Raw genomic sequence first — 19,306 nt, 5'->3', positions numbered from 1 at the left:
GCTAGCGCGCGATGCCGGTCAGCAGGGTGCGGGTGAGGGCGGCGGCGAAGGCGTCGACGTCCTGCGGGGGGCGCCGGCCGATCGTGCCGTCCGCGTCGTAGGCGAAGGCGCGCTGCGCGCAGGCGCCCAGGAGGAGCGAGGCGGCCGCGAAGGTGTCGGTGCCGGGTGCCAGGCGTCCGGCGTCGCGTTCGGCGCGCAGATAGGCGTCCAGGCTCTCGATGGGCATGTGGGGGCCGGTGCCCATGTCCCGCATGGCGGTGTCGTGGCGGGCCTTGAGCTTGGTCTCGGCGTACAGCGAGGCGGCGATCGGGAAGCTCTCGGCGTAGAAGAGCACGGCCTGGTGGGCGATCTCGGTGAGGTTCTCCTCGACGGTGCGCGCGCCGGGGTCGGCGACCAGGTGGTGCAGCAGGGGGGAGAGCCGGGGCAGGCGTTCGTCGAGGACGGCGACGAAGAGGTCCTCCTTGCTCGTGAAGTGCTTGTAGAGGGCGGCCTCCGAGCAGCCTGCGGCGCGGGCGATCTCCTTGGTGGTGGCGCGGGAGAGGCCGAGGGTGCGCATCAGCTCGTGGGCGGCGTCGAGGATGCGCTCTCGGGTGGGCTTGTGCACGGGGGCTCCGGGGTTGACGGGTGAGTGAGTGCTCACCCACTCTAGAAGAGGGTGAGTGAATACTCACCCACCTTGTTGGGAGGGTGTGCGATGAGGCTCACGGTATTCGGTGCCACAGGCGGCATCGGGCAGGAAATCGTCACGCAGGCGCTGGCTGCCGGGCACGAGGTGACGGCGGTGGTGCGCGATCCGGCGCGGTTCTCCGTCACCGGTGAACGGCTGACCGTCTTCCGGTCCGCCCTGACGGACCCGGAGCAGGTGCGCGAGGCCGTGGCCGGGCGGGACGCGGTGCTCTCCGGTCTCGGTGCGCGCAGCCGGGGGGACGCGGGGATCACCACGAAGCTCACCCGTACGGTGCTGGGCGCGATGGACGCCGAGGGCGTGCGGCGGCTGGTGGTGGTGAGCGCCGCCCCGGTCGGTCCCGCGCCGGAGCGGCAGCCGTTCGTCGACCGGATCATCGGGAAGCTGGTCAGCGCGGCCCTGAAGCCCGTGTACGTCGATCTGACGGCCATGGAGGGCGAGTTGGCCCGCTCGGCCACCGACTGGACCTCGGTACGCCCGCCCAGGCTCCTGGACGGGCGGCTGACCGGGACGTACCGCACGGTCGTCGGCGGCACCCCGGCCAGCGGCCGCACCATCTCGCGGGCCGACACGGCGCACGCGATGCTGGCGGTGGTCGAGGACCCGGCGACGGTGAAGCAGGGTGTCGGGGTGGCGTACTGAAAGGGCCGCTCAGAGGGCGCAGTTGACCGTCACGGGCTCGTTCACGAGGGTCACGCCGAACGCGTCGTGGACACCGGCGACGACCTCGCGGGCCAGCGCCAGGAGGTCCTCGGTGGTGGCGTCGCCCCGGTTGGTGAGGGCGAGGGCGTGCTTGGTGGAGATGCGGGCGGGCCCCTCGCCGTACCCCTTGGTGAAGCCCGCGCGGTCGATGAGCCAGGCCGCGGAGGTCTTGGTGAGCCCCTCCCCCGCCGGGAAGGCGGGCGGCGCGGTGTCGGGGCCGAGCCGGTCGTGGACGCGGGCGAGGAAGTCCGCGAACCGGGCGTCGTCGAGGATCGGGTTGGTGAAGAAGGAGCCCGCCGACCAGGTGTCGTGGTCCTCGGGGTCCAGCACCATGCCCTTGCCGGCGCGCAGACCGAGCACCGTCTCGCGCGCGACGGCGGCGGGGACGCGCTCCCCGGCCTCGACGCCCAGGGTGCGTGCGGTCTCCGGGTACTTGATCGGCGCGGAGAGGCCGCCCGCGTCCTCCAGCTCGAAGCGGACCCGCAGCACCACGTAGCGCTCCGGGTCCTCCTTGAACCGGCTGTGGCGGTACGAGAAGGCGCACTCGGCGTTGGTGAGGGTGACCCGCTCGCCGGTGCGGCGGTCGTAGGCGTCGACCTCGGTGAGGGTGCTGGAGACGTCCTGGCCGTACGCGCCGACGTTCTGGATCGGGGTCGCGCCGGCGGAGCCGGGGATTCCGGCGAGGCACTCGATGCCCGCGAGACCGGCTTCGACGGTGCGGGCGACGGCGTCCGTCCAGACCTCGCCCGCGGCCAGCTCCAGCTTGGTGCCGTCGAGGGAGAAGCCCTGGGTGGCGATGCGCAGGGCGGTGCCGTCGAAGCCCTTGTCGCCGATGACCAGGTTGCTGCCGCCGCCGACGATCAGCAGCGGGGTGCCGGAGGCGTCGGCCTCGCGGACGGCGGCGATCACCTCGTCGTCGGTGGTGGCCGTGACCAGGCGGGTCGCGGGACCGCCGAGGCGGAAGGTGGTCAGGGGGGCGAGGGGGGCATCGTGGAGTTCCTGCACGGGGTCCAGCGTACGAGAGCGATCGTGGGGCCCCGATCGGGCACGCGTAAGGGGCGGCCTCCGGGAGGCCGCCCCTTACTCTCCGTACACCTGCTCAGCCGAGCTGCACCACCGCGCGGGACATGCCCAGCACCTTCTGGCCGGCGCTCGTGGCGACGAGGTCCACGCGGACCTTGTTGTCGTCCAGGAGGGCGGCGACCTTGCCGGTGACCTCGATCACGGCGCCATGGTCGTCGTTGGGGACGACGACAGGCTTGGTGAAGCGCACCCCGTACTCGACGACGGCGGCCGGGTCCTGGGCCCAGTCGGTGACCACGCGGATCGCCTCGGCCATGGTGAACATGCCGTGCGCGATGACGTCCGGCAGGCCGACCCCGACCGCGAACTTCTCGTTCCAGTGGATCGGGTTGAAGTCCCCGGAGGCGCCCGCGTACTGCACGAGCGTGGCGCGGGTCACGGGGAAGGACTGGGCGGGCAGCTCGGTGCCGACCTCGACGTCCGCGTAGGCGATCGTGGCAGCCATCTCATGCCTCCTCGGCGGCGGCGCGCGCCACCAGCTTCGTCCAGGCGGTCACGACGTGCTCACCGCTCTCGTCGTGGACCTCGCCGCGGATGTCCAGGATGTCGTTGCCCGCCATCGACTTGATCGCCTCGATGGTCGAGGTGACCGACAGGCGGTCGCCCGCGCGCACCGGGCGGGTGTAGGTGAACTTCTGGTCGCCGTGCACCACCCGGCTGTAGTCGAGACCCAGCTGCGGGTCCTCGATGACCAGGCCCGCGGCCTTGAAGGTGATCGCGAAGACAAAGGTCGGCGGGGCGATCACATCGGGGTGGCCGAGCGCCGTGGCGGCTTCCCGATCGGTGTACGCGGGATTGCGGTCGCCAACGGACTCGGCGAACTCGCGGATCTTCTCCCGGCCCACCTCGTACGCCGAGGTGGGCGGATAGGACCGCCCCACGAAGGACTGGTCGAGCGCCATGGGACTCGTACCTCCTGTGAATGGTGGTGACCTGGGTGACCTGAAGGATCAGCGACGTGAATCGTCGTGACATACGACACGAGGCCGCCCCCAGTAATTCGGGGACGGCCTCGTGTACGAGCCTGTGCTTAGCGCGTTTCGCGGTGCGCCGTGTGCGAGTTGCAACGCGGGCAGTGCTTCTTCATCTCCATGCGGTCCGGGTTGTTACGCCGGTTCTTCTTGGTGATGTAGTTCCGCTCCTTGCACTCCACGCAGGCCAGCGTGATCTTCGGGCGGACGTCGGTGGCAGCCACGTGAGTGCTCCTTGGACGGACGGATGTACGGATGAACGCAAAAAAGAGTAGCCGATCGGAGGACCGACCCTACAATCGGCTACTGCGCGTAGCGGTGACCGGACTTGAACCGGTGACACAGCGATTATGAGCCGCTTGCTCTACCGACTGAGCTACACCGCTTTGATGTCTGGATCACCTCCCCCGAGGGGGAGGATCTCCGAACACCAGAGCCCCAATGCGGAATCGAACCGCAGACCTTCTCCTTACCATGGAGACGCTCTACCGACTGAGCTATTGGGGCGAGCGATGAAGACATTACACGGGTCTGCGCCGATCCCCCAAATCCATATCCGGGGCCCACTTCGACCCCCTCCCGGGCGGGTCGCCGTCACCCGTCACGTAGGCCACCGGAGGTCACTCCGGTACGACTATTCCGCTCCTCCTCGAAGCCTCGGAGGCGGGCCCCTAGGCTCGATCGAACGCTGCGTGATCTTGGGCGCCGGCCGCCCCGCGCCGACGCGCCCCTCTCCGCCCGAGCCCCCGCCAGGAGCGCGATGTCCGACAGCCAGCCGCAGCCGTCCCGCCGCCCGGGGAACCCCGAACCGGGCACCGGCGCCGGTGCCGGCGGAGCGGAGCGCACCGAGGCCCTGCTGCTGAGCGGGGCCCGGCTCACCGACGGGCGCACGGTGGACGTGCGGCTCCGTGACGGGCGCATCGAGGCCGTCGGCACGGCGGGCAGTCTTCCGGCGCTGACCGCCTCCCGGGTGGACCTCTCGGGCTTCCTGCTGCTTCCGGCGCCGGTGGAGCCGCACGCGCACAGTGACACCGCCCTGACGGCCGACGACGGCGGCCCGGTCTCGTACGCCCGGCAGGACGTGCAGCGGCGCACCACGCAGGCCGCGCTGCTCCAGCTCGGGCACGGGGCGACGGCGCTGCGCTCGCACGTGCGGATCGGGGACGTGCAGGGGCTCGGGCCGATGGAGGCGGTGCTCCAGGCCCGGCGCTCGCTGCGTGGGCTGGTGGACCTGTCGGCGGTGGCGGTGCCCCGGCTGCTGACGGGGGTGGCGGGGGCGGACGGGCTGGCGATGCTGCGGGACGCCGTGAAGATGGGCGCCGGTGTGGTGGGCGGCTGCCCGGACCTGGACCCCGATCCGGCGGGGTACGTGGAGCGGGTGCTGGAGGTGGCCGCCGAGCACGGGTGCCCGGTGGACCTGCACACCGAGGGTGACGATCCGGCGCGGCTGGCCAGGCTCGCGGCGATGGCGGGCGGGCTGCGGCCGGGGGTGGCGATCGGCCCGTGCGGCGGGTTGTCGCGGCTGCCGCTGGAGGTGGCGACGCGGGCGGCGGACCAGTTGGCGGCCGCCGGGGTGAGCGTGGTGTGCCAGCCGCAGGGCGGCTGCGGCGGGGTGGAGGCGCGCGGAGTGGCGCCGGTACGGCTGCTGCGGGCGGCCGGGGTGCGGCTGGCGGCGGGCAGCGGGGCGCTGCGGGACCTGGCGAACCCGGTGGGGCGCGGCGACCCTCTGGAGGCGGCGTACCTGCTGGCCTCGCAGAGCGGGATGCGCGCCCCGGACGCGTACGACACGGTGGCGGCGGGCGCGCGGGAGGCGATGGGGCTGCCGGAGGTGCGGCTGGAGGCGGGGTTCCCGGCGGAGCTGGTGGCGGTGCGGGGCGAGGGGCTCGCGGGGGCGCTGTCGCTGGCGTACAGCAGGATCGTGGTGCACCGGGGGCGGATCGTGGCGCGCACCAGTGCGGTGCGCGAGTACTGCGACACGGTGGCGGCCGTGGAGCTGGAACTGCCGCGTCAGGGAAGGCCGGAGACGGGGCCCTGAGCGCATGGGGCGCCCTGCACCCGGCCCCGGGTGCGTTCGCGGGGCCCGAGCGCCCCTGGGGCGCGTGAGGCGCCCGTGCACCGGCGCTGGTGTGTGCGCGGGGCGTGTGCGCGTCTGGGGTGTGTGAGGTGCCCGTCCGCCGACCTTGGTGCGTGTGCACGTCTGGGGTGTGTGAGGTGCCCGTGCGCCGGCGCTGGTGCGTGCGTGCCTGGGGCGGATGGGATGCCGTGCACCGGCCCCGGTGCGTTCGCGGGGTGTGTGCGGCGTTCTGAGCGGGGGCGGGCCGGTGGGCGTACGGTCGACAGCATGCGCACTGTCATCGCTGGTGGACACGGTCAAATCGCGCTGCGGCTGGAGCGTCTGCTCGCCGCACGCGGAGGCGAGGTCGCGGGGATCGTCCGCGACGCGAAACAGAGCGAGGGCCTGCGGTCGGCGGGTGCCGAACCGATCGTTCTCGACCTGGAGTCGGCGTCCGTGGAGGAGGTCGCGGCGGCCCTGGAGGGGGCCTCCGCGGCGGTCTTCGCGGCGGGTGCGGGACCGGGCAGCGGGGCCGGTCGCAAGGACACCGTGGACCGGGACGCGGCGGTGAGGTTCGCGGACGCGGCCGAGCGGGCGGGGGTGCGCCGCTATGTGGTGGTGTCCTCGATGGGCGCCGATCCCGAGCACCCCGGTGACGAGGTCTTCGACGTGTACCTGCGCGCCAAGGGGGCCGCCGACGCGGACGTACGGGCCCGGAGCGGCCTGGACTGGACGATCCTGAGGCCCGGTCAGCTCACGAACGACGCGGGCACCGGGCTGGTGAAACTGGGCGCCTCGACCGGGCGCGGGCCCGTGACGCGGGACGACGTGGCGGCCGTACTGGCGGAGCTGCTGGAGACGCCGTCGACGGCGGGGCTGACGCTGGAACTCGTCGGCGGCAGCGTGCCGGTGTCGGTGGCGGTCAAGGACGTGGCCGGGAACTGACCGGCCCAACAGGGCGGCGGGACCGATGAGTTCGGTGCCGCCGCGCAGTCGTCACCCGTGACGCCCACCCGCGGGTGGGCGACGGACTTCGAGGAGTGGCATGCGGTACGAACCCGAGATCGTGGAGTGCGGCGAGCAGCCGTACGCGGGTGTCCGGCGGCGGGTGCGGAGGGATCATTTCGCCCCGGTCGCCGACCGGATTCCGGAGCTCATCGGCTGGCTCGCGGCGCGGGGAACCGAACCGGCCGGCGGTCCGTTCCTCCGGTACAACGTGATCGGTACGGACGGGGAGTTGGAGGTCGAGGCGGGGGTTCCGGTGGCGGTCGCGCCGGAGCCAGAGGGCGATGTGCGGGCGGGGGTGCTGCCCGCGGGGCGGTACGCGACGCTGACGCACGTCGGCCACCCCGACGAGCTGGCCGGCGTCACGGAGGAGCTGATCGCCTGGGCGGGCGCGCGGGGGCTGGAGTGGGACATGACGGAGGCCGGTGACGGCGAGCACTGGGTGGGGCGGACGGAGACGTTCCTGACGGACCCGCGGGTGGAGCCGGACCTGAACAAGTGGCAGACGCGGCTCGCAATCCGGCTCGCGGACGGGTAGTTCCGGCTCGCGGACGGGTGGAGGGTGGTCAGGGGCGGCTCGCGGGCGGCCTGGTGACGGTCAGTGGGCGGCTCGCGGGCAGCCGGCGGCCGACCACTGGCGCAGGCCCTCTCCGTACCGGGAAAACCCGAAGGCCCCCGGCCAGCGTTTCCGCTGATCAGGGGCCTTCTTTTGTGGCGGCGCCAGGATTCGAACCTGGGTAGGCTAAGCCGACGGATTTACAGTCCGTTCCCATTGGCCACTCGGGCACACCGCCATGGGATGTCACCTGGAGATCTTCGCCTCGCGGCGCTTTTCCCTGGGGACGACGTAAACAATACCTGATGACCAGGGGTGCTCCGCCACTCGATTGATCCGCGCCCGCTGCCGGTCCGGGTGGCTAGGCTTTGTGGCGTACGCCCAGGTGTACGCCGAGGGGACGGCACCGCACCCGTGCCGCGCCCGCGCCGTACCCGGCACCCATCCGTCACCCACATCAAGGAGCCACAGGACATGGCCGACTCCAGTTTCGACATCGTCTCGAAGGTCGAGCGGCAGGAGGTCGACAACGCCCTCAACCAGGCCGCCAAGGAGATCTCGCAGCGTTACGACTTCAAGAACACGGACGCTTCCATCTCCTGGTCCGGCGAGAAGATCCTGATGCAGGCCAACGGCGAGGAGCGCGTGAAGGCGATCCTCGACATCTTCGAGACCAAGCTGGTCAAGCGCGGCATCTCGCTGAAGTCGCTGGACGCGGGCGAGCCGCAGCTGTCCGGCAAGGAGTACAAGATCTTCGCCTCCATCGAGGAGGGGATCTCGCAGGACAACGCCAAGAAGGTCGCCAAGATCATCCGCGACGAGGGCCCCAAGGGCGTCAAGGCGCAGGTGCAGGGCGACGAGCTGCGCGTCAGCTCCAAGAGCCGTGACGACCTCCAGGCCATTCAGGCGCTGCTCAAGGGCAAGGACCTGGACTTCGCGATCCAGTTCGTGAACTACCGGTGATCGTGGACCGCTGCTGAGTCTTCGCGCTTCACGCGGGCCTGCGGACGGGGGCGGTGGGCGGCTTCGGGCCGGCTCCCGCCCCCTTCGCGCACCCGGCCCCAGCGTGGTGTCCGAATTCCGCCAGCCCGGGGCCGGGCGGGGGCGCAGACTCGACGGCGAGAAGCGTGGTGAGCACTGCGCGGAGAGGATGGGGTCATGAGCGCGAGCACGGTGTACGCGACCCTCGACAGCCCGTTGGGCGAGCTGCTGCTGGTGGGCGAGGAGTCCGCCGGGGCGCCCGGCGGGATCGCGCTGCGGTCGCTGTCGGTGCCGGAGCAGAAGGGCGGGGTCGTCGTCCGGGACGGGTGGCGGCGGGCGCCGGAGCTGTTCGGCGGGGTGGCGGAGCAGCTGAAGGCGTACTTCGCCGGGGAGCTGACCCGGTTCGACCTCGGGTACGCGGACGGGGTGGGGACGGAGTTCCAGCGCCGGGTGTGGCGTGCGGTGGAGGACGTCGCGTACGGGGAGACCACTTCGTACGGGAAGCTGGCCGAGTCGATCGGGGCGTCGCGGGCGGCGGTCCGGGCGGTGGGGACCGCGATCGGGCGCAATCCGCTGCTGGTGGTGCGGCCCTGTCACCGGATCGTGGGGGCGGACGGGTCGCTCGTCGGGTACGCGGGCGGGCTGGAGCGCAAGCGGCTGCTGCTGGAGCTGGAGGGCGGCCCGGCGCGGTGAGCGAGCTGTTCGAGCTGGACCGGGAGCGGGCCGAGGTGGCACCGGGGGCGGTGCACGTGCCGGGGTGGCTGTCGCTGGCGGAGCAGCGGGAGTTGGTGGTGGCGTGCCGGACGTGGGCCGCCGGTCCGGTGCCGCTGCGGCACACGCGGCTGCCCGGGGGCGGGGTGATGTCGGTGCGGTCGGTGGGGCTGGGGTGGCACTGGCAGCCGTACCGCTACTCCCGGACGGCGGGCGATGTGAACGGTGCGCGGGTGGCGGAATTCCCGCAGTGGCTGGGCGACTTGGGGCGCCGGGCGCTGGTCGACGCGTACGAGGACGAGCGGGCCGGTGACGGGTACGCGCCGGACGCGGGGCTGGTGAACTTCTACGACGGCGACGCCCGGATGGGGATGCACCAGGACCGGGAGGAGCGGTCGTCGGCGCCGGTGGTGTCGCTCAGCATCGGCGACAGTTGCGTGTTCCGGTTCGGGAACACGCAGGGGCGTGGACGCCCTTACACGGATGTGGAGTTGAGGTCGGGGGACCTCTTTGTGTTCGGGGGCGCGTCGCGGTTCGCGTACCACGGGGTGCCGAAGGTGCTGCCCGGGACGGGCGATCCGGCGACCGGAATGGCCGCCGGACGGCTGAACATCACGCTGCGGGTGACGGGGCTCGCCGCGTGAGCGGGGTCAGTGGCGTGAGCGGGAGTGGCCGAAGAGGATGCGGTACGCGATGAGCAGGACCAGTGAGCCGCCGATGGCGGCGAGCCAGGTCGGGCCGTCGTAGAACTGGTTGGCGATCTCGCGGTCCAGGAACTTGGTGGAGATCCAGCCGCCGATGAACGCGCCCGCGATGCCGATCAGCGTGGTGCCGATCAGCCCGCCGGGGTCGCGGCCGGGCAGCAGGATCTTGGCTATGACGCCGGCGATCAGGCCGAGGACGATCCAGCCGAGGATGCTCATGAGGGTCCCCCCGTGGGTGCGATGTGCTGGGTGATGCGTGCGGGCAGTGGTGGTGCGTGTGCCCGCTCTCGTACGGGAAGACGCATCGCGCGCCGGGAAGGTTGCCAGGTCAGCCGGGAGGGGCGACAGGGGTGACTAGGAAGGGCGGCGTGGTCAGCGGCCGGCGAAGGGCTGGTCGGTCGGGACGATCTCCTTGCCGAGCGGCAGCAGGGACACCGGGATCAGCTTGAAGTTCGCGATGCCGAACGGGATGCCGATGATCGTGATGCACAGGGCGATGCCGGTGAGGATGTGGCCGAGCGCCAGCCACCAGCCCGCGAGGACGAGCCACAGGACGTTGCCGACGCAGGAGGGGGCGCCCGCGTCGCGGCGGTCCACGACGGTCTGCCCGAAGGGCCACAGGGCGTAGATGCCGATCCGGAAGGCCGCGAGGCCGAAGGGGATGCCGATGATGGTGATGCAGAGCAGGAGGCCCGCGACCAGGTAGCCCAGGAAGAGCCAGAAGCCGCTCAGGACCAGCCATATGAGGTTGAGGAGTGTCTTCACGGTCGGTGGCCTGCCATCTGTTCGAGTCGGGCGATGCGTTCCGCCATCGGCGGGTGGGTGGAGAAGAGCTTCGCCGTGCCCTCGCCGGGGCGGAACGGGTTCGCGATCATCATGTGGCTCGCGGTCTCGATCCGGGGCTCGGGGGGCAGCGGTAGTTGCTTCGTACCCGCGTCCAGCTTGCGCAATGCGCTCGCGAGGGCGAGAGGATCGCCGGTGAGCTGGGCGCCGGAGGCGTCGGCCTCGTACTCGCGGGAGCGGCTGACGGCGAGCTGGATGATCGAGGCGGCCAGCGGGCCCAGGATCATGATCAGCAGCATGCCGAAGATGCCGGGGCCCTCGTTGTCGTTGGACCTGCCGACGGGGATCAGCCAGGCGAAGTTGACCAGGAACATCACCACGGAGGCGAGCGCTCCGGCGACGGACGAGATCAGGATGTCGCGGTTGTAGACGTGGCTCAGCTCGTGGCCGATGACGCCGCGCAGTTCGCGTTCGTCGAGGATCTGGAGGATGCCCTCGGTGCAGCAGACGGCCGCGTTGCGCGGGTTGCGGCCGGTGGCGAAGGCGTTGGGGGCCTGGGTCGGCGAGATGTAGAGGCGGGGCATGGGCTGGCGGGCGGCCGTGGAGAGCTCGCGGACCATGCGGTACAGCTCGGGGGCCTCGAATTCGCTGACCGGGCGGGCGCGCATGGCGCGCAGGGCCAGCTTGTCGCTGTTCCAGTACGCGTACGCGTTGGTGCCGAGCGCCACGAGGAGCGCGACCAGCAGTCCCGTACGGCCGAAGAAGCTGCCGATGACGAGGATCAGCGCGGACAGGCCCCCGAGGAGTACGGCTGTCTTCAACCCGTTGTGCCGGCGGTGCACGGTAGGCCCTCCAAGTAGTGCGGCAGGGGAACTCCTGACCGGGTGGTGCTTCCACGTTCAGTGGACCCTTCCTTACTGGTCAACGCCAGGCGAGGGTCTCTAGTTCCCTTGTGCACCGGTGAGCGGGTTAGGCCGTCCGGGGAGTGCGACTGCTGCGGCTACTGGAAGAGCGAGCCCGTGATGAAGCGGAGGATCAGCTGCGGGGCGCCGGAGAGGACGACGGCGGCGACCAGGGTGAGGACGATCGCGGTGCCGAGGGGGGCGGGGAGGCGGCGGGGCGCGCGCACCGGTCGTGGTGCTTCTTCTGTCGCCGGTCGTGGTGGTGCGTCTGTCGCCGCTTGTGGTGCTTCTTCTGTCGCCGCTCGTGGTGCTGGGCGGAAGAGGAGGGCCGTCCAGCGGAGGTAGTAGTACAGGGCGATCACGACGTTGACGGCCATGACCACGGCGAGCCAGGCCAGGCCCGCGTCGACGGCCGACGAGAAGACGGTGACCTTCGCGACGAGGCCGATGATGCCCGGCGGGAGTCCGGCCAGGCACAGCAGGAAGAAGCCGAGGGCGAGCGCGGCCAGGGGGCTGCGGGCGTAGAGGCCCTGGTAGTCGGTGAGGCGGCCGCCCGGTGACGTACGGGAGACGAGGGCGGCGACCGCGAAGGCGCCGAGGTTCACGACGGCGTACATGAGCGCGTACGCGACGGTGGAGCCGATCTGGGCGTCGCTGGAGTACGCGGCGGCGGCGATCGGCACCAGGAGGTAACCGGCCTGGCCGACGGAGGACCAGGCGAGGAGACGGATCGCGCTGTGGGCGCGGGTGGCGCTCTGGCGCAGGGCGGCGACGTTGCCGACGGTCATCGTCAGGGCGGCCAGAACGGCGAGCGCCGGGCCCCAGACGTCGGCGTACGACGGGAACGCCACGACGGTGACCAGGATGAGCCCGGAGAAGCCGACCGCCTTTCCGGTGACGGAAAGGTAGGCGGCGACCGGGAGGGGGGCGCCGACGTAGGTGTCGGGCACCCAGAAGTGGAAGGGTGCCGCCGCCGTCTTGAAGGCGAAGCCGACGAGGGTGAGGGCGACGCCCGCCTGGGCGAGGGTGTCCAGCTGGGCCGGGACGTTGTCGAGGCGAGTGGCGATCTCGGTGAGGTGCAGGCTGCCGGTCGCGGCGTACACGAAGCTGACGCCGAGGAGCATCACGGCGGTCGCGGTCACGGAGGACAGGAAGAACTTCAGGGCCGCTTCGGAGGAGCGCCGGTCGCCGCGGCGCAGGCCGACGAGGGCGAACGCGGGCAGGGAGGCGACTTCGAGGGCGACGACGAGGGTGGCGAGGTCGCGGGCGGCCGGGAGGAGGGCGGCTCCGGCGGCGGAGGACAGCAGCAGGAACCAGTACTCGCCCGCGGGGAGGTTCGTGTCGTCCTGGGCGAGGGTGAGGGACAGGAGGGCCGTCACCAGGGCGCCGACGAGGACCAGGGCCTGGATGACCAGGGCGAACTGGTCGGCGGCGTAGCTGCACACCGTGGCGTCGGCGACGAGGCAGAAGGTCTTGTGGCCGCCGCCGCGCAGGGGCAGCAGGGCGGCCAGTGCCACGACGAGGCCCGCGACCGCGCCGAGGCCCAGGAGGTGCTTGCGCTTCTGGGGTACGAAGAGGTCCGCGACCAGGATCAGGAGGGCGGCGGCGGCCGCCACGACGGGCGGGGCGATGGCGAGCCAGTCGACGGACTGCACGAGGTTCGCGGCCGGGGCCGCTGCGCGGACGGGTTCGGCCGCCTGCGCGGCCAGGGTCACGGCGTGGGCGGCCACGGTCACGACTTGCCTCCTGCGAGGAGCTTCTGGACGGCCGGGTCGGTCAGGCCGAGGAGGACTGCGGGCCAGAGGCCGGCGAGGACGGTGAGGGCGACGAGCGGGGTCCAGGCGGCGTACTCGTAGCCCTGGACGTCGGCGATCGCGGTGGCCTCCTCGCGCCGCTCCCCCATGCAGACGCGGCGGACGACGATCAGCAGGTACGCGGCGGTGAGCAGCGTGCCGAGACCGGCGAGGGCCATGAAGGTGAGGAAGGCGGGGCGGCTGAGGCCGGGGGCGGGGTCGAACGCGCCGAACATCGTCAGCATCTCGCCCCAGAACCCGGCGAGTCCGGGCAGGCCGAGCGAGGCGACGGCGGCGAAGGCGAGGAGGGCGCCGAGGCGGGGGGCGCGGCCGTAGAGGGCGGCGCCGGTGGCTCCGGCGAGGGTGTCGAGGTCGGCGGTGCCGTAGCGGTCCTTGAGGGCGCCGACCAGGAAGAAGAGCAGGCCGGTGATGAGGCCGTGGGCGATGTTGGCGAAGAGCGCGCCGTTGACGCCGGTGGGGGTCATGGAGGCGATGCCCAGGAGGACGAAGCCCATGTGGCCGACGGAGGAGTACGCGATGAGGCGCTTGAGGTCGCCCTTGTTGCCCTTGCGGGCGAGGGAGAGGCAGGCGAGGGAGCCGTAGAGGATGCCGACGACCGCGAAGGCCGCGAGGTACGGCGCGAACGTGTGCATGCCCTCGGGGGCGATCGGCAGCGCGATGCGGACGAAGCCGTAAGTGCCCATCTTCAGGAGTACGCCGGCCAGCAGGACCGAGCCGACGGTCGGGGCGGCGGTGTGGGCGTCCGGGAGCCAGCTGTGCAGGGGCCACATCGGGGCCTTCACGGCGAGGCCGACCGCGATCGCCAGAACTGCCGTGACCTGCACGGATGTTGTCAGCCCACGGCCGTTGTCAGTGGCGAGTGCCACCATGTCGAATGTGCCGGATTTCAGGCCGATGAGGAGGAGGCCGAGCAGCATCACGACGGAGCCGAGCAGGGTGTAGAGGATGAACTTCCAGGCCGCTTGCGTGCGGTGGGCGCCGCCCCAGCGTGCAATGAGGAAGTACATCGGGATGAGGACCATCTCGAAGGCCAGGAAGAACAGGATCAGGTCGAGGACGGCGAAGGTGGCGAGGGTGCCGGTCTCCAGGACGAGGAGGAGGGCGACGAAGGCCTTGGGCGACGGGCCCTGGGGCATTTTGAAGTAGCTGTAGAGCGCGCAGAGGAAGGTCAGGAGCGCGGTCAGGAGGAGAAGGGGGAGCGAGATGCCGTCGATGCCGAGATGGATGCGGACGTCGAGCGCCGGGATCCAGCTGATGTCGGTGCTGGCCTGCATCGTGGCGGGGTGGTCGCGGTCGAAGCCGAGCCCGAGGACGATCGCGGCGATGAGGATCACGCCGGTGACGACGACGCCGTGGCGGAGCACGGCCTGGTCCGGGGACTTTCCCTTCAGCCCGGGCGGGGCCGGGAGGAGGGCGGCGACGGCGCCGATGAGCGGGCCGGCGACGATCAGTGCGAGAAGGAACTGCATCACGGATGTGCTGATATCGATCATGGCTCACGCTCCGGCGGCGGCGACGAGGACGGCGGCGATCGCCAGGACGACGGAACCGGCGAGCAGGGCGGCCAGGTAGGTCTGGACGTTGCCGGTCTGGGCGCGGCGGACGGCGATGCCGAGCCAGCGCGGGAGGGTTCCGGCGGCGCGGACGTAGGTGTCGACGACCTCGCGGTCGAGGAACCGGACCAGTTCGCCGCCGGCGCGCACGGGGCGGACGAAGAGGGCGGCGTAGAGGGCGTCCAGGTGGAAGCCGGTGGCCGCGTGGCGGTGCAGGGGGCCCAGGAGGAGACGGCCGGGGTCGCCGGGGTCGGGGGCGGAGGCGATGTCTCCGTACGCGGCCTCGTGGGTGGCGATGGCCTCTTCCTCGGAAGTCGCCGGGTCGGCGTCCGGGTGGGCCGCGACCGCGCCCAGCGGGATGTTGGTGCCGGCCTTGTAGCGCAGGGCGCGCCAGGAGGCGTACGTCATGATGCCGCCGACCGCTGCGACGCCGGTGCCGAGGACGGCGGTGGTGACGGTCGGGGTGAGGGCGTGGACGTCGAACCAGCCCGCGAGCTGTCCGACGGCCAGGCCGAGGGCGAGGGAGGGGACGGCCAGGACCCAGAGGACACCGCTCATGGCGATCGGCTGGCGGCCGTGGTCCGGGGCGGCGGGGCCGCGGCCGCGGAAGGCGAGGAGCCAGAGGCGGGTGGCGTAGGCGGCGGTGAGGAGGGCGGTGAGCAGACCGGCGATCAGGACGATCCAGCCCGCGCCCGAGGGGCTGGTGGCGGAGTCGCCGAGGGCGGTGTGCTCGGCGGCGACCAGGACGGCTTCCTTGGAGAAGAAGCCCGCGAACGGCGGGATGGCGGCGAGCGCGAGGAGCGCGATCGTCATCGTCCAGTAGGCGTCCGGGATGCGCTTGGGGAGGTCGCCCGTGCGGGACATGGCGGCCAGGGAGTTGGTGCCCGCGGCGTGGATGATCACGCCGGCGCCGAGGAAGAGGAGCGCCTTGAAGGCGCCGTGGGAGAGGAGGTGGAAGACGGCGGCACCCCGGTCGCCGACGGCGAGGGCGCCGGTCATGTAGCCGAGCTGGCCGATCGTCGAGTACGCGAGGACACGCTTGATGTCGTCCTGGGCGAGCGCGGCGAGGGCCGAGCCGACCATCGTGACGGCGGCCATGACGGCGAGGACGGTCATCGCGGCGGCGGAGGTCGCGAAGACGGGCAGGAGGCGGGCCACGAAGTAGACACCGGCGGCGACCATCGTCGCCGCGTGGATCAGCGCGGAGACGGGCGTGGGGCCGGCCATCGCGTCCGGGAGCCAGGTGTGGAGGGGGAACTGGGCCGACTTGCCCGCCACGCCCGCGATGAGCAGGAGGGCGATCAGGGTCGGGTGGTCGAGGCCGCCGGTGGCGACGGCGTCGAGGATGCCGGTGATGCGGAAGGTGCCCGCGTCGGCGGCCAGCGCGAACAGGCCGAAGAGGAAGGGGACGTCGCCGAGCTTGGTGACCAGGAAGGCCTTGAGGGAGGCGGCGCGGGCTTCGGGCGTCTCCCAGTAGTGGCCGACCAGGAAGTACGAGCAGATGCCCATGATCTCCCAGCCGACCAGCAGCACCATCAGGTCGCCGGAGTAGACGACGAGCAGCATCGCGGAGGTGAAGAGGGAGACGAGGGCGGCGTACGAGGCGTAGCGCGGGTCGTCGCGCAGGTAGGCCGTCGAGTAGACCTGGACGCAGGTCGCGACGACGGTCACCAGGACGGCGACCAGGGCGGCGAAGCCGTCGATGTGCAGGGCCAGGTCGATGGGTACCGAGCCGGTCGGGGTGAGGCGGGTGGCGGCGTCGATGGACCTGCCGCCGCCCTGGTGCACGGCGACGGTGATCGCCAGCGCGAGGGCGGCGACGGTCGGCAGGATCGCCAGGGGGCGGACGAAGCCGGGGGCGGTGCGGCCGAGGAGCAGGCCCGCGGCCGCGCCGAGGAAGGGGAGGAGGGGGACGAGGACGGCGAGGGTCGTGGTGGTCACGCGGCGGCCTCCGCTGCCTTCGGGGCCTTCGGTGCCGGGGTGCCGGTGGCTGCGTCGTCGGTGTCGTCGTCGGTGGGGTCGGTGGGGTCGTCGTCCGCCGCGGCTTCGGCGGTGTCGCGGAGTCGGTCGACGTCCGAGGTGCCTCGGTTGCGGTAGACCATCAGGACGATCGCCAGGCCGATGCCGATCTCGGCGGCGGCGACGGCGATGGTGAAGAGCGTGAGGGCCTGGCCGCCGTGCAGGGCGTCGCGGAGCCAGACGTCGAAGGCGACCAGGTTGAGGTTGACGGCGTTGAGCATCAGCTCGACGGACATCAGGACCAGGATCGCGTTGCGGCGGGCGAGGACTCCGTAGAGGCCGACGCAGAAGAGGAGGGCGGCGAGGACGGCCGGGTAGGCGAGGTGCATCAGCGCTGCTCCTTCTTCGGTCCGGTCGCCGGGGCTTCGGCTGCGGCCGCCGCCGTGTTCTTGCGGGAGAGGACGATCGCGCCGACCAGGGCGGCCAGGAGCAGGACGGAGAGGGCCTCGAAGGGCAGCACCCAGTGCTGGAAGAGGATCTCGCCGGTCACCTTGGTGGCGCCCTGGACGGGTCCTTCGAGGTCGATCCAGGTCGTACGGAACGCGTCGACGACCACCCAGACCAGGGCGGCGGCCGCGGCGACGGCCACCGCGAGGGCGACCGGGCGGTTGCCCGAATCGGCGTCCGGGGAGCGGCCGATGGGGGCCTTGGTGAGCATGAGGCCGAAGAGGAGGAGGACGACGACCGAGCCGACGTAGATCAGCACCTGCACCCAGGCGATGAACTCGGCGGTGAGCAGGAGGTACTCGACGGCGAGGCCGCCGAGGGCCACGACCAGCCAGAGGGCGGCGTGGACCAACTGCTTTGTGGTGACCGTGACGACGGCCGCGCCGAGGGTGACGAGGCCGACGAGGAGGAAGGCGATCTCGACGCCGGTCGGGGAGAGGAAGCCGGGGCCGGTGGCGGCGAGGGTGGTGGTCGCGGTGATCACGCCGGTCCCTCCTGCTCTGCCTGGGCCTCCGCCTGCTGCGCGGCTTCGGCCTGCTGCGCGGCCTCGGCCTGCTGGGCGGCGGCGAGTTTGTCGGCCGTCTTGCGGGCGGCCGCGATCTCCTTGGGTTCCTCGGCGCCGGGGTCGAGGGCGGGCGGTTCGGGGACGGTCCACATCCACTCGCGGAGCTTGTCGCGCTCGTGGGTGAGTTCGTGGATGTCGGTCTCCGCGTACTCGAACTCCGGCGACCAGAAGAGGGCGTCGAAGGGGCACACCTCGATGCAGATCCCGCAGTACATGCAGAGCGAGAAGTCGATGGCGAAGCGGTCGAGGACGTTGCGGCTGCGCTCGCGGCCGCCGGGGGCGGCGGGCGGCACCGTCTCCTTGTGGGAGTCGATGTAGATGCACCAGTCGGGGCACTCGCGCGCGCACAGCATGCACACGGTGCAGTTCTCCTCGAAGAGCCCGATCACGCCGCGCGTGCGGGGCGGGAGTTCGGGCTGCTTCTCGGGGTACTGCGCGGTGACGGTCTTCTTCGTCATCGTGCGGAGGGTGACGGCGAGGCCCTTGGCGAGGCCGCTCCCGGGGATGGGGGGTGCCATGACTACTGGATCGCCACCTTCACGATGCCGGTGAGCGCGATCTGCGCGAGTGCGAGCGGGATGAGTACGGTCCAGGAGAACTTCTGGAGCTGGTCCTCGCGGAGCCGGGGATAGCTGACGCGGAGCCAGATGACGACGAAGGCGAGGACGGCCGTCTTGAGGAGGGTCCAGACCCAGCCGAGGCCGTCGGCGCCCCACGGACCGTGCCAGCCGCCGAGGAACAGGACGGTGGTCAGGCCGCAGACGATGACGATGCCCGCGTACTCGGCCAGGAGGAAGAGCGCGAAGCGCAGTCCGGTGTACTCGGTGTACGCGCCGAAGATGATCTCCGAGTCGGCGATCGGGGCGTCGAACGGGGGCCGTTGCAGCTCCGCGAGTCCGGCCGTGAAGAAGACGAACGCGCCGATGAGCTGCCAGGGCAGCCACCACCACTGCCAGGCGTCGAGGATGCCGGGGAGGGAGAGCGTGCCCGCCGCCATGGCCACCGAGGCGGCGGCCAGCAGCATGGGGAGTTCGTACGCGAGGAGTTGGGCGGCGGTGCGCAGGCCGCCGAGCAGCGAGAACTTGTTGGCCGAGGCCCAGCCCGCCATGAGCGAGCCGAGGATTCCCACGCCCATGACCGCGAGTACGTAGAAGATGCCCGCGTCGATCTGCTGGCCGACGGCGGATTCGCCGGGGCCGATGGGGATGACGAGGAGGACCAGGAGGTACGGGAGGAGGGCGACGGCGGGAGCGAGCTGGAAGATGCGGCGGTCGGCGCCGGTGGGGACGACGTCTTCCTTCTGCGCGAACTTCACGCCGTCGGCGACGAGCTGGGCCCAGCCGTGGAAGCCGCCCGCGTACATGGGGCCGAGGCGGCCCTGCATGTGGGCCATCACCTTGTGCTCGGTCTGGCCGACCAGGAGGGGCAGGACCAGGAAGAGCACGAAGACGAGGAGCAGGCGGAGGGCGACGTCGAGTACGTCGTTCACGCGGGATCGCCTCCGGCGGGGGGGTCGGATTCGGGGGTGGTGGCTTGGTGGGGCGCGGGCTTGGGGGTGGCGGGCCGGCCTTGGCGGTCGGGGTCGTCCTGGGCTGGGCGGGCTGGTGAGCCGTCGGGCTCGGGGGGTTCTTCCCGTACGGGTACGGATTCGGGCTCGGGCTCCGGCCCGGGTACGGGCTCCGGCCCGGGTACGGGCTCCGGCCCGGGTACGGGCTCCGGCCCGGGTACGGGCTCCGGCCCGGGTACGGGCTCCGGCCCGGGTACGGGCTCCG

22 protein-coding genes and 3 tRNA genes are annotated in these 19,306 nt (G+C 71.8%); 7 read left to right on the top strand and 18 right to left on the bottom strand.

Annotated features, from left to right (window positions below; genetic code table 11):
* Nucleotide 1: 1 nt before the first annotated feature.
* A complete protein-coding gene (locus ACIO3O_RS04810; protein ID WP_401741987.1) occupies nucleotides 2-640 on the bottom strand; it encodes a TetR/AcrR family transcriptional regulator in 639 nt (212 codons plus the stop codon).
* Nucleotides 641-694: 54 nt separating this feature from the next.
* On the opposite strand from ACIO3O_RS04810, the gene ACIO3O_RS04805 reads away from it, so the two are divergent.
* Nucleotides 695-1,327: an NAD(P)-dependent oxidoreductase gene (locus tag ACIO3O_RS04805; protein ID WP_401741985.1), complete on the top strand. Its 633-nt coding sequence runs from the start codon at nucleotides 695-697 to the stop codon at nucleotides 1,325-1,327.
* Between the two features lie 9 nt (nucleotides 1,328-1,336).
* Here the strand turns inward: ACIO3O_RS04805 and ACIO3O_RS04800 are convergent, their stop codons facing one another.
* The 6 genes from ACIO3O_RS04800 to ACIO3O_RS04775 all read right to left on the bottom strand — a co-directional run bounded on the left by ACIO3O_RS04800 (nucleotide 1,337) and on the right by ACIO3O_RS04775 (nucleotide 3,948).
* On the bottom strand, nucleotides 1,337-2,401 hold the full coding sequence (locus tag ACIO3O_RS04800; RefSeq protein WP_401743360.1) for a UDP-N-acetylmuramate dehydrogenase: 1,065 nt from the start codon (nucleotides 2,399-2,401) through the stop codon (nucleotides 1,337-1,339).
* An 85-nt stretch (nucleotides 2,402-2,486) separates the two neighbouring features.
* Complete coding sequence (locus ACIO3O_RS04795) at nucleotides 2,487-2,915, bottom strand: MaoC family dehydratase (protein WP_401741982.1); 429 nt, start codon at nucleotides 2,913-2,915, stop codon at nucleotides 2,487-2,489.
* Nucleotide 2,916: 1 nt separating this feature from the next.
* Complete coding sequence (locus tag ACIO3O_RS04790; RefSeq protein WP_401741980.1) at nucleotides 2,917-3,372, bottom strand: MaoC family dehydratase N-terminal domain-containing protein; 456 nt, start codon at nucleotides 3,370-3,372, stop codon at nucleotides 2,917-2,919.
* Between the two features lie 128 nt (nucleotides 3,373-3,500).
* Nucleotides 3,501-3,665 carry a 50S ribosomal protein L33 gene (gene rpmG / locus ACIO3O_RS04785; RefSeq protein WP_007265873.1) on the bottom strand — a complete coding sequence of 55 codons (165 nt, stop codon included), beginning with the start codon at nucleotides 3,663-3,665 and terminating at the stop codon, nucleotides 3,501-3,503.
* 89 nt (nucleotides 3,666-3,754) lie between these two features.
* Nucleotides 3,755-3,827, bottom strand: a tRNA-Met gene (locus tag ACIO3O_RS04780).
* A gap of 48 nt (nucleotides 3,828-3,875) precedes the next feature.
* Nucleotides 3,876-3,948, bottom strand: a tRNA-Thr gene (locus ACIO3O_RS04775).
* A gap of 253 nt (nucleotides 3,949-4,201) precedes the next feature.
* Between ACIO3O_RS04775 and ACIO3O_RS04770 the strand changes: the two genes are divergently transcribed.
* The 3 genes from ACIO3O_RS04770 (at nucleotide 4,202) to ACIO3O_RS04760 (ending at nucleotide 7,037) form a co-directional block, all read left to right on the top strand.
* A complete protein-coding gene (locus tag ACIO3O_RS04770) occupies nucleotides 4,202-5,476 on the top strand; it encodes an amidohydrolase family protein (RefSeq protein ID WP_401741976.1) in 1,275 nt (424 codons plus the stop codon).
* 306 nt (nucleotides 5,477-5,782) lie between these two features.
* Nucleotides 5,783-6,439 carry an SDR family oxidoreductase gene (locus ACIO3O_RS04765; protein ID WP_401741974.1) on the top strand — a complete coding sequence of 219 codons (657 nt, stop codon included), beginning with the start codon at nucleotides 5,783-5,785 and terminating at the stop codon, nucleotides 6,437-6,439.
* Nucleotides 6,440-6,539: 100 nt separating this feature from the next.
* Nucleotides 6,540-7,037, top strand: a complete 498-nt coding sequence (locus ACIO3O_RS04760) for a GyrI-like domain-containing protein (protein WP_401741972.1) — start codon at nucleotides 6,540-6,542, stop codon at nucleotides 7,035-7,037.
* 174 nt (nucleotides 7,038-7,211) lie between these two features.
* Here the strand turns inward: ACIO3O_RS04760 and ACIO3O_RS04755 are convergent.
* Nucleotides 7,212-7,293: transfer RNA gene (locus ACIO3O_RS04755), tRNA-Tyr, on the bottom strand.
* Nucleotides 7,294-7,529: 236 nt separating this feature from the next.
* Here ACIO3O_RS04755 and ACIO3O_RS04750 point away from each other — a divergent pair.
* The 3 genes from ACIO3O_RS04750 (at nucleotide 7,530) to ACIO3O_RS04740 (ending at nucleotide 9,391) form a co-directional block, all read left to right on the top strand.
* Nucleotides 7,530-8,018, top strand: a complete 489-nt coding sequence (locus ACIO3O_RS04750) for a YajQ family cyclic di-GMP-binding protein (protein ID WP_401741970.1) — start codon at nucleotides 7,530-7,532, stop codon at nucleotides 8,016-8,018.
* A 195-nt stretch (nucleotides 8,019-8,213) separates the two neighbouring features.
* On the top strand, nucleotides 8,214-8,729 hold the full coding sequence (locus tag ACIO3O_RS04745) for a methylated-DNA--[protein]-cysteine S-methyltransferase (protein ID WP_401741967.1): 516 nt from the start codon (nucleotides 8,214-8,216) through the stop codon (nucleotides 8,727-8,729).
* Entirely contained in the window at nucleotides 8,726-9,391 is a 666-nt protein-coding gene (locus ACIO3O_RS04740) for an alpha-ketoglutarate-dependent dioxygenase AlkB family protein (protein ID WP_401741965.1), read from the top strand. The genes ACIO3O_RS04745 and ACIO3O_RS04740 overlap by 4 nt, the downstream gene beginning before the upstream one ends.
* Nucleotides 9,392-9,397: 6 nt before the next feature.
* Here ACIO3O_RS04740 and ACIO3O_RS04735 read toward each other — a convergent pair whose 3' ends face one another.
* From ACIO3O_RS04735 to ACIO3O_RS04690, 10 genes are all read right to left on the bottom strand, one after another.
* Entirely contained in the window at nucleotides 9,398-9,670 is a 273-nt protein-coding gene (locus ACIO3O_RS04735; RefSeq protein WP_401741961.1) for a GlsB/YeaQ/YmgE family stress response membrane protein, read from the bottom strand.
* A gap of 153 nt (nucleotides 9,671-9,823) precedes the next feature.
* Nucleotides 9,824-10,216, bottom strand: coding sequence for a YccF domain-containing protein (locus ACIO3O_RS04730; RefSeq protein ID WP_401741959.1), 393 nt, complete (start codon nucleotides 10,214-10,216; stop codon nucleotides 9,824-9,826).
* On the bottom strand, nucleotides 10,213-11,076 hold the full coding sequence (gene htpX, locus ACIO3O_RS04725) for a zinc metalloprotease HtpX (protein WP_401741956.1): 864 nt from the start codon (nucleotides 11,074-11,076) through the stop codon (nucleotides 10,213-10,215). The genes ACIO3O_RS04730 and htpX overlap by 4 nt, the downstream gene beginning before the upstream one ends.
* 158 nt (nucleotides 11,077-11,234) lie before the next feature.
* Nucleotides 11,235-12,851, bottom strand: a complete 1,617-nt coding sequence (locus ACIO3O_RS04720; protein ID WP_401743357.1) for an NADH-quinone oxidoreductase subunit N — start codon at nucleotides 12,849-12,851, stop codon at nucleotides 11,235-11,237.
* 17 nt (nucleotides 12,852-12,868) lie between these two features.
* Nucleotides 12,869-14,443 carry a NuoM family protein gene (locus ACIO3O_RS04715; protein WP_401741955.1) on the bottom strand — a complete coding sequence of 525 codons (1,575 nt, stop codon included), beginning with the start codon at nucleotides 14,441-14,443 and terminating at the stop codon, nucleotides 12,869-12,871.
* A 3-nt stretch (nucleotides 14,444-14,446) separates the two neighbouring features.
* Nucleotides 14,447-16,444, bottom strand: a complete 1,998-nt coding sequence (locus ACIO3O_RS04710) for an NADH-quinone oxidoreductase subunit L (RefSeq protein ID WP_401741953.1) — start codon at nucleotides 16,442-16,444, stop codon at nucleotides 14,447-14,449.
* Nucleotides 16,441-16,851 (bottom strand): NADH-quinone oxidoreductase subunit NuoK, encoded by a 411-nt coding sequence (nuoK, locus tag ACIO3O_RS04705; protein WP_401741950.1) that lies wholly within the window; start codon nucleotides 16,849-16,851, stop codon nucleotides 16,441-16,443. The genes ACIO3O_RS04710 and nuoK overlap by 4 nt, the downstream gene beginning before the upstream one ends.
* The gene (locus ACIO3O_RS04700) at nucleotides 16,851-17,453 is read right to left on the bottom strand and encodes an NADH-quinone oxidoreductase subunit J (RefSeq protein ID WP_401741947.1); all 603 of its coding nucleotides are present in this window, start codon (nucleotides 17,451-17,453) and stop codon (nucleotides 16,851-16,853) included. The genes nuoK and ACIO3O_RS04700 overlap by 1 nt, the downstream gene beginning before the upstream one ends.
* Nucleotides 17,450-18,052, bottom strand: a complete 603-nt coding sequence (locus ACIO3O_RS04695) for a NuoI/complex I 23 kDa subunit family protein (protein ID WP_401741945.1) — start codon at nucleotides 18,050-18,052, stop codon at nucleotides 17,450-17,452. The genes ACIO3O_RS04700 and ACIO3O_RS04695 overlap by 4 nt, the downstream gene beginning before the upstream one ends.
* A gap of 2 nt (nucleotides 18,053-18,054) precedes the next feature.
* Nucleotides 18,055-19,023 (bottom strand): NADH-quinone oxidoreductase subunit H, encoded by a 969-nt coding sequence (locus ACIO3O_RS04690; RefSeq protein ID WP_401741942.1) that lies wholly within the window; start codon nucleotides 19,021-19,023, stop codon nucleotides 18,055-18,057.
* Between the last annotated feature and the right edge of the window lie 283 nt (nucleotides 19,024-19,306).

The organism is Streptomyces sp. NPDC087440 (assembly GCF_044744005.1).
Lineage (GTDB): Bacteria > Actinomycetota > Actinomycetes > Streptomycetales > Streptomycetaceae > Streptomyces.
The sequence above is the reverse complement of the archived record's forward strand: the minus strand, read 5'-3'. Positions and strand labels throughout refer to the sequence as shown.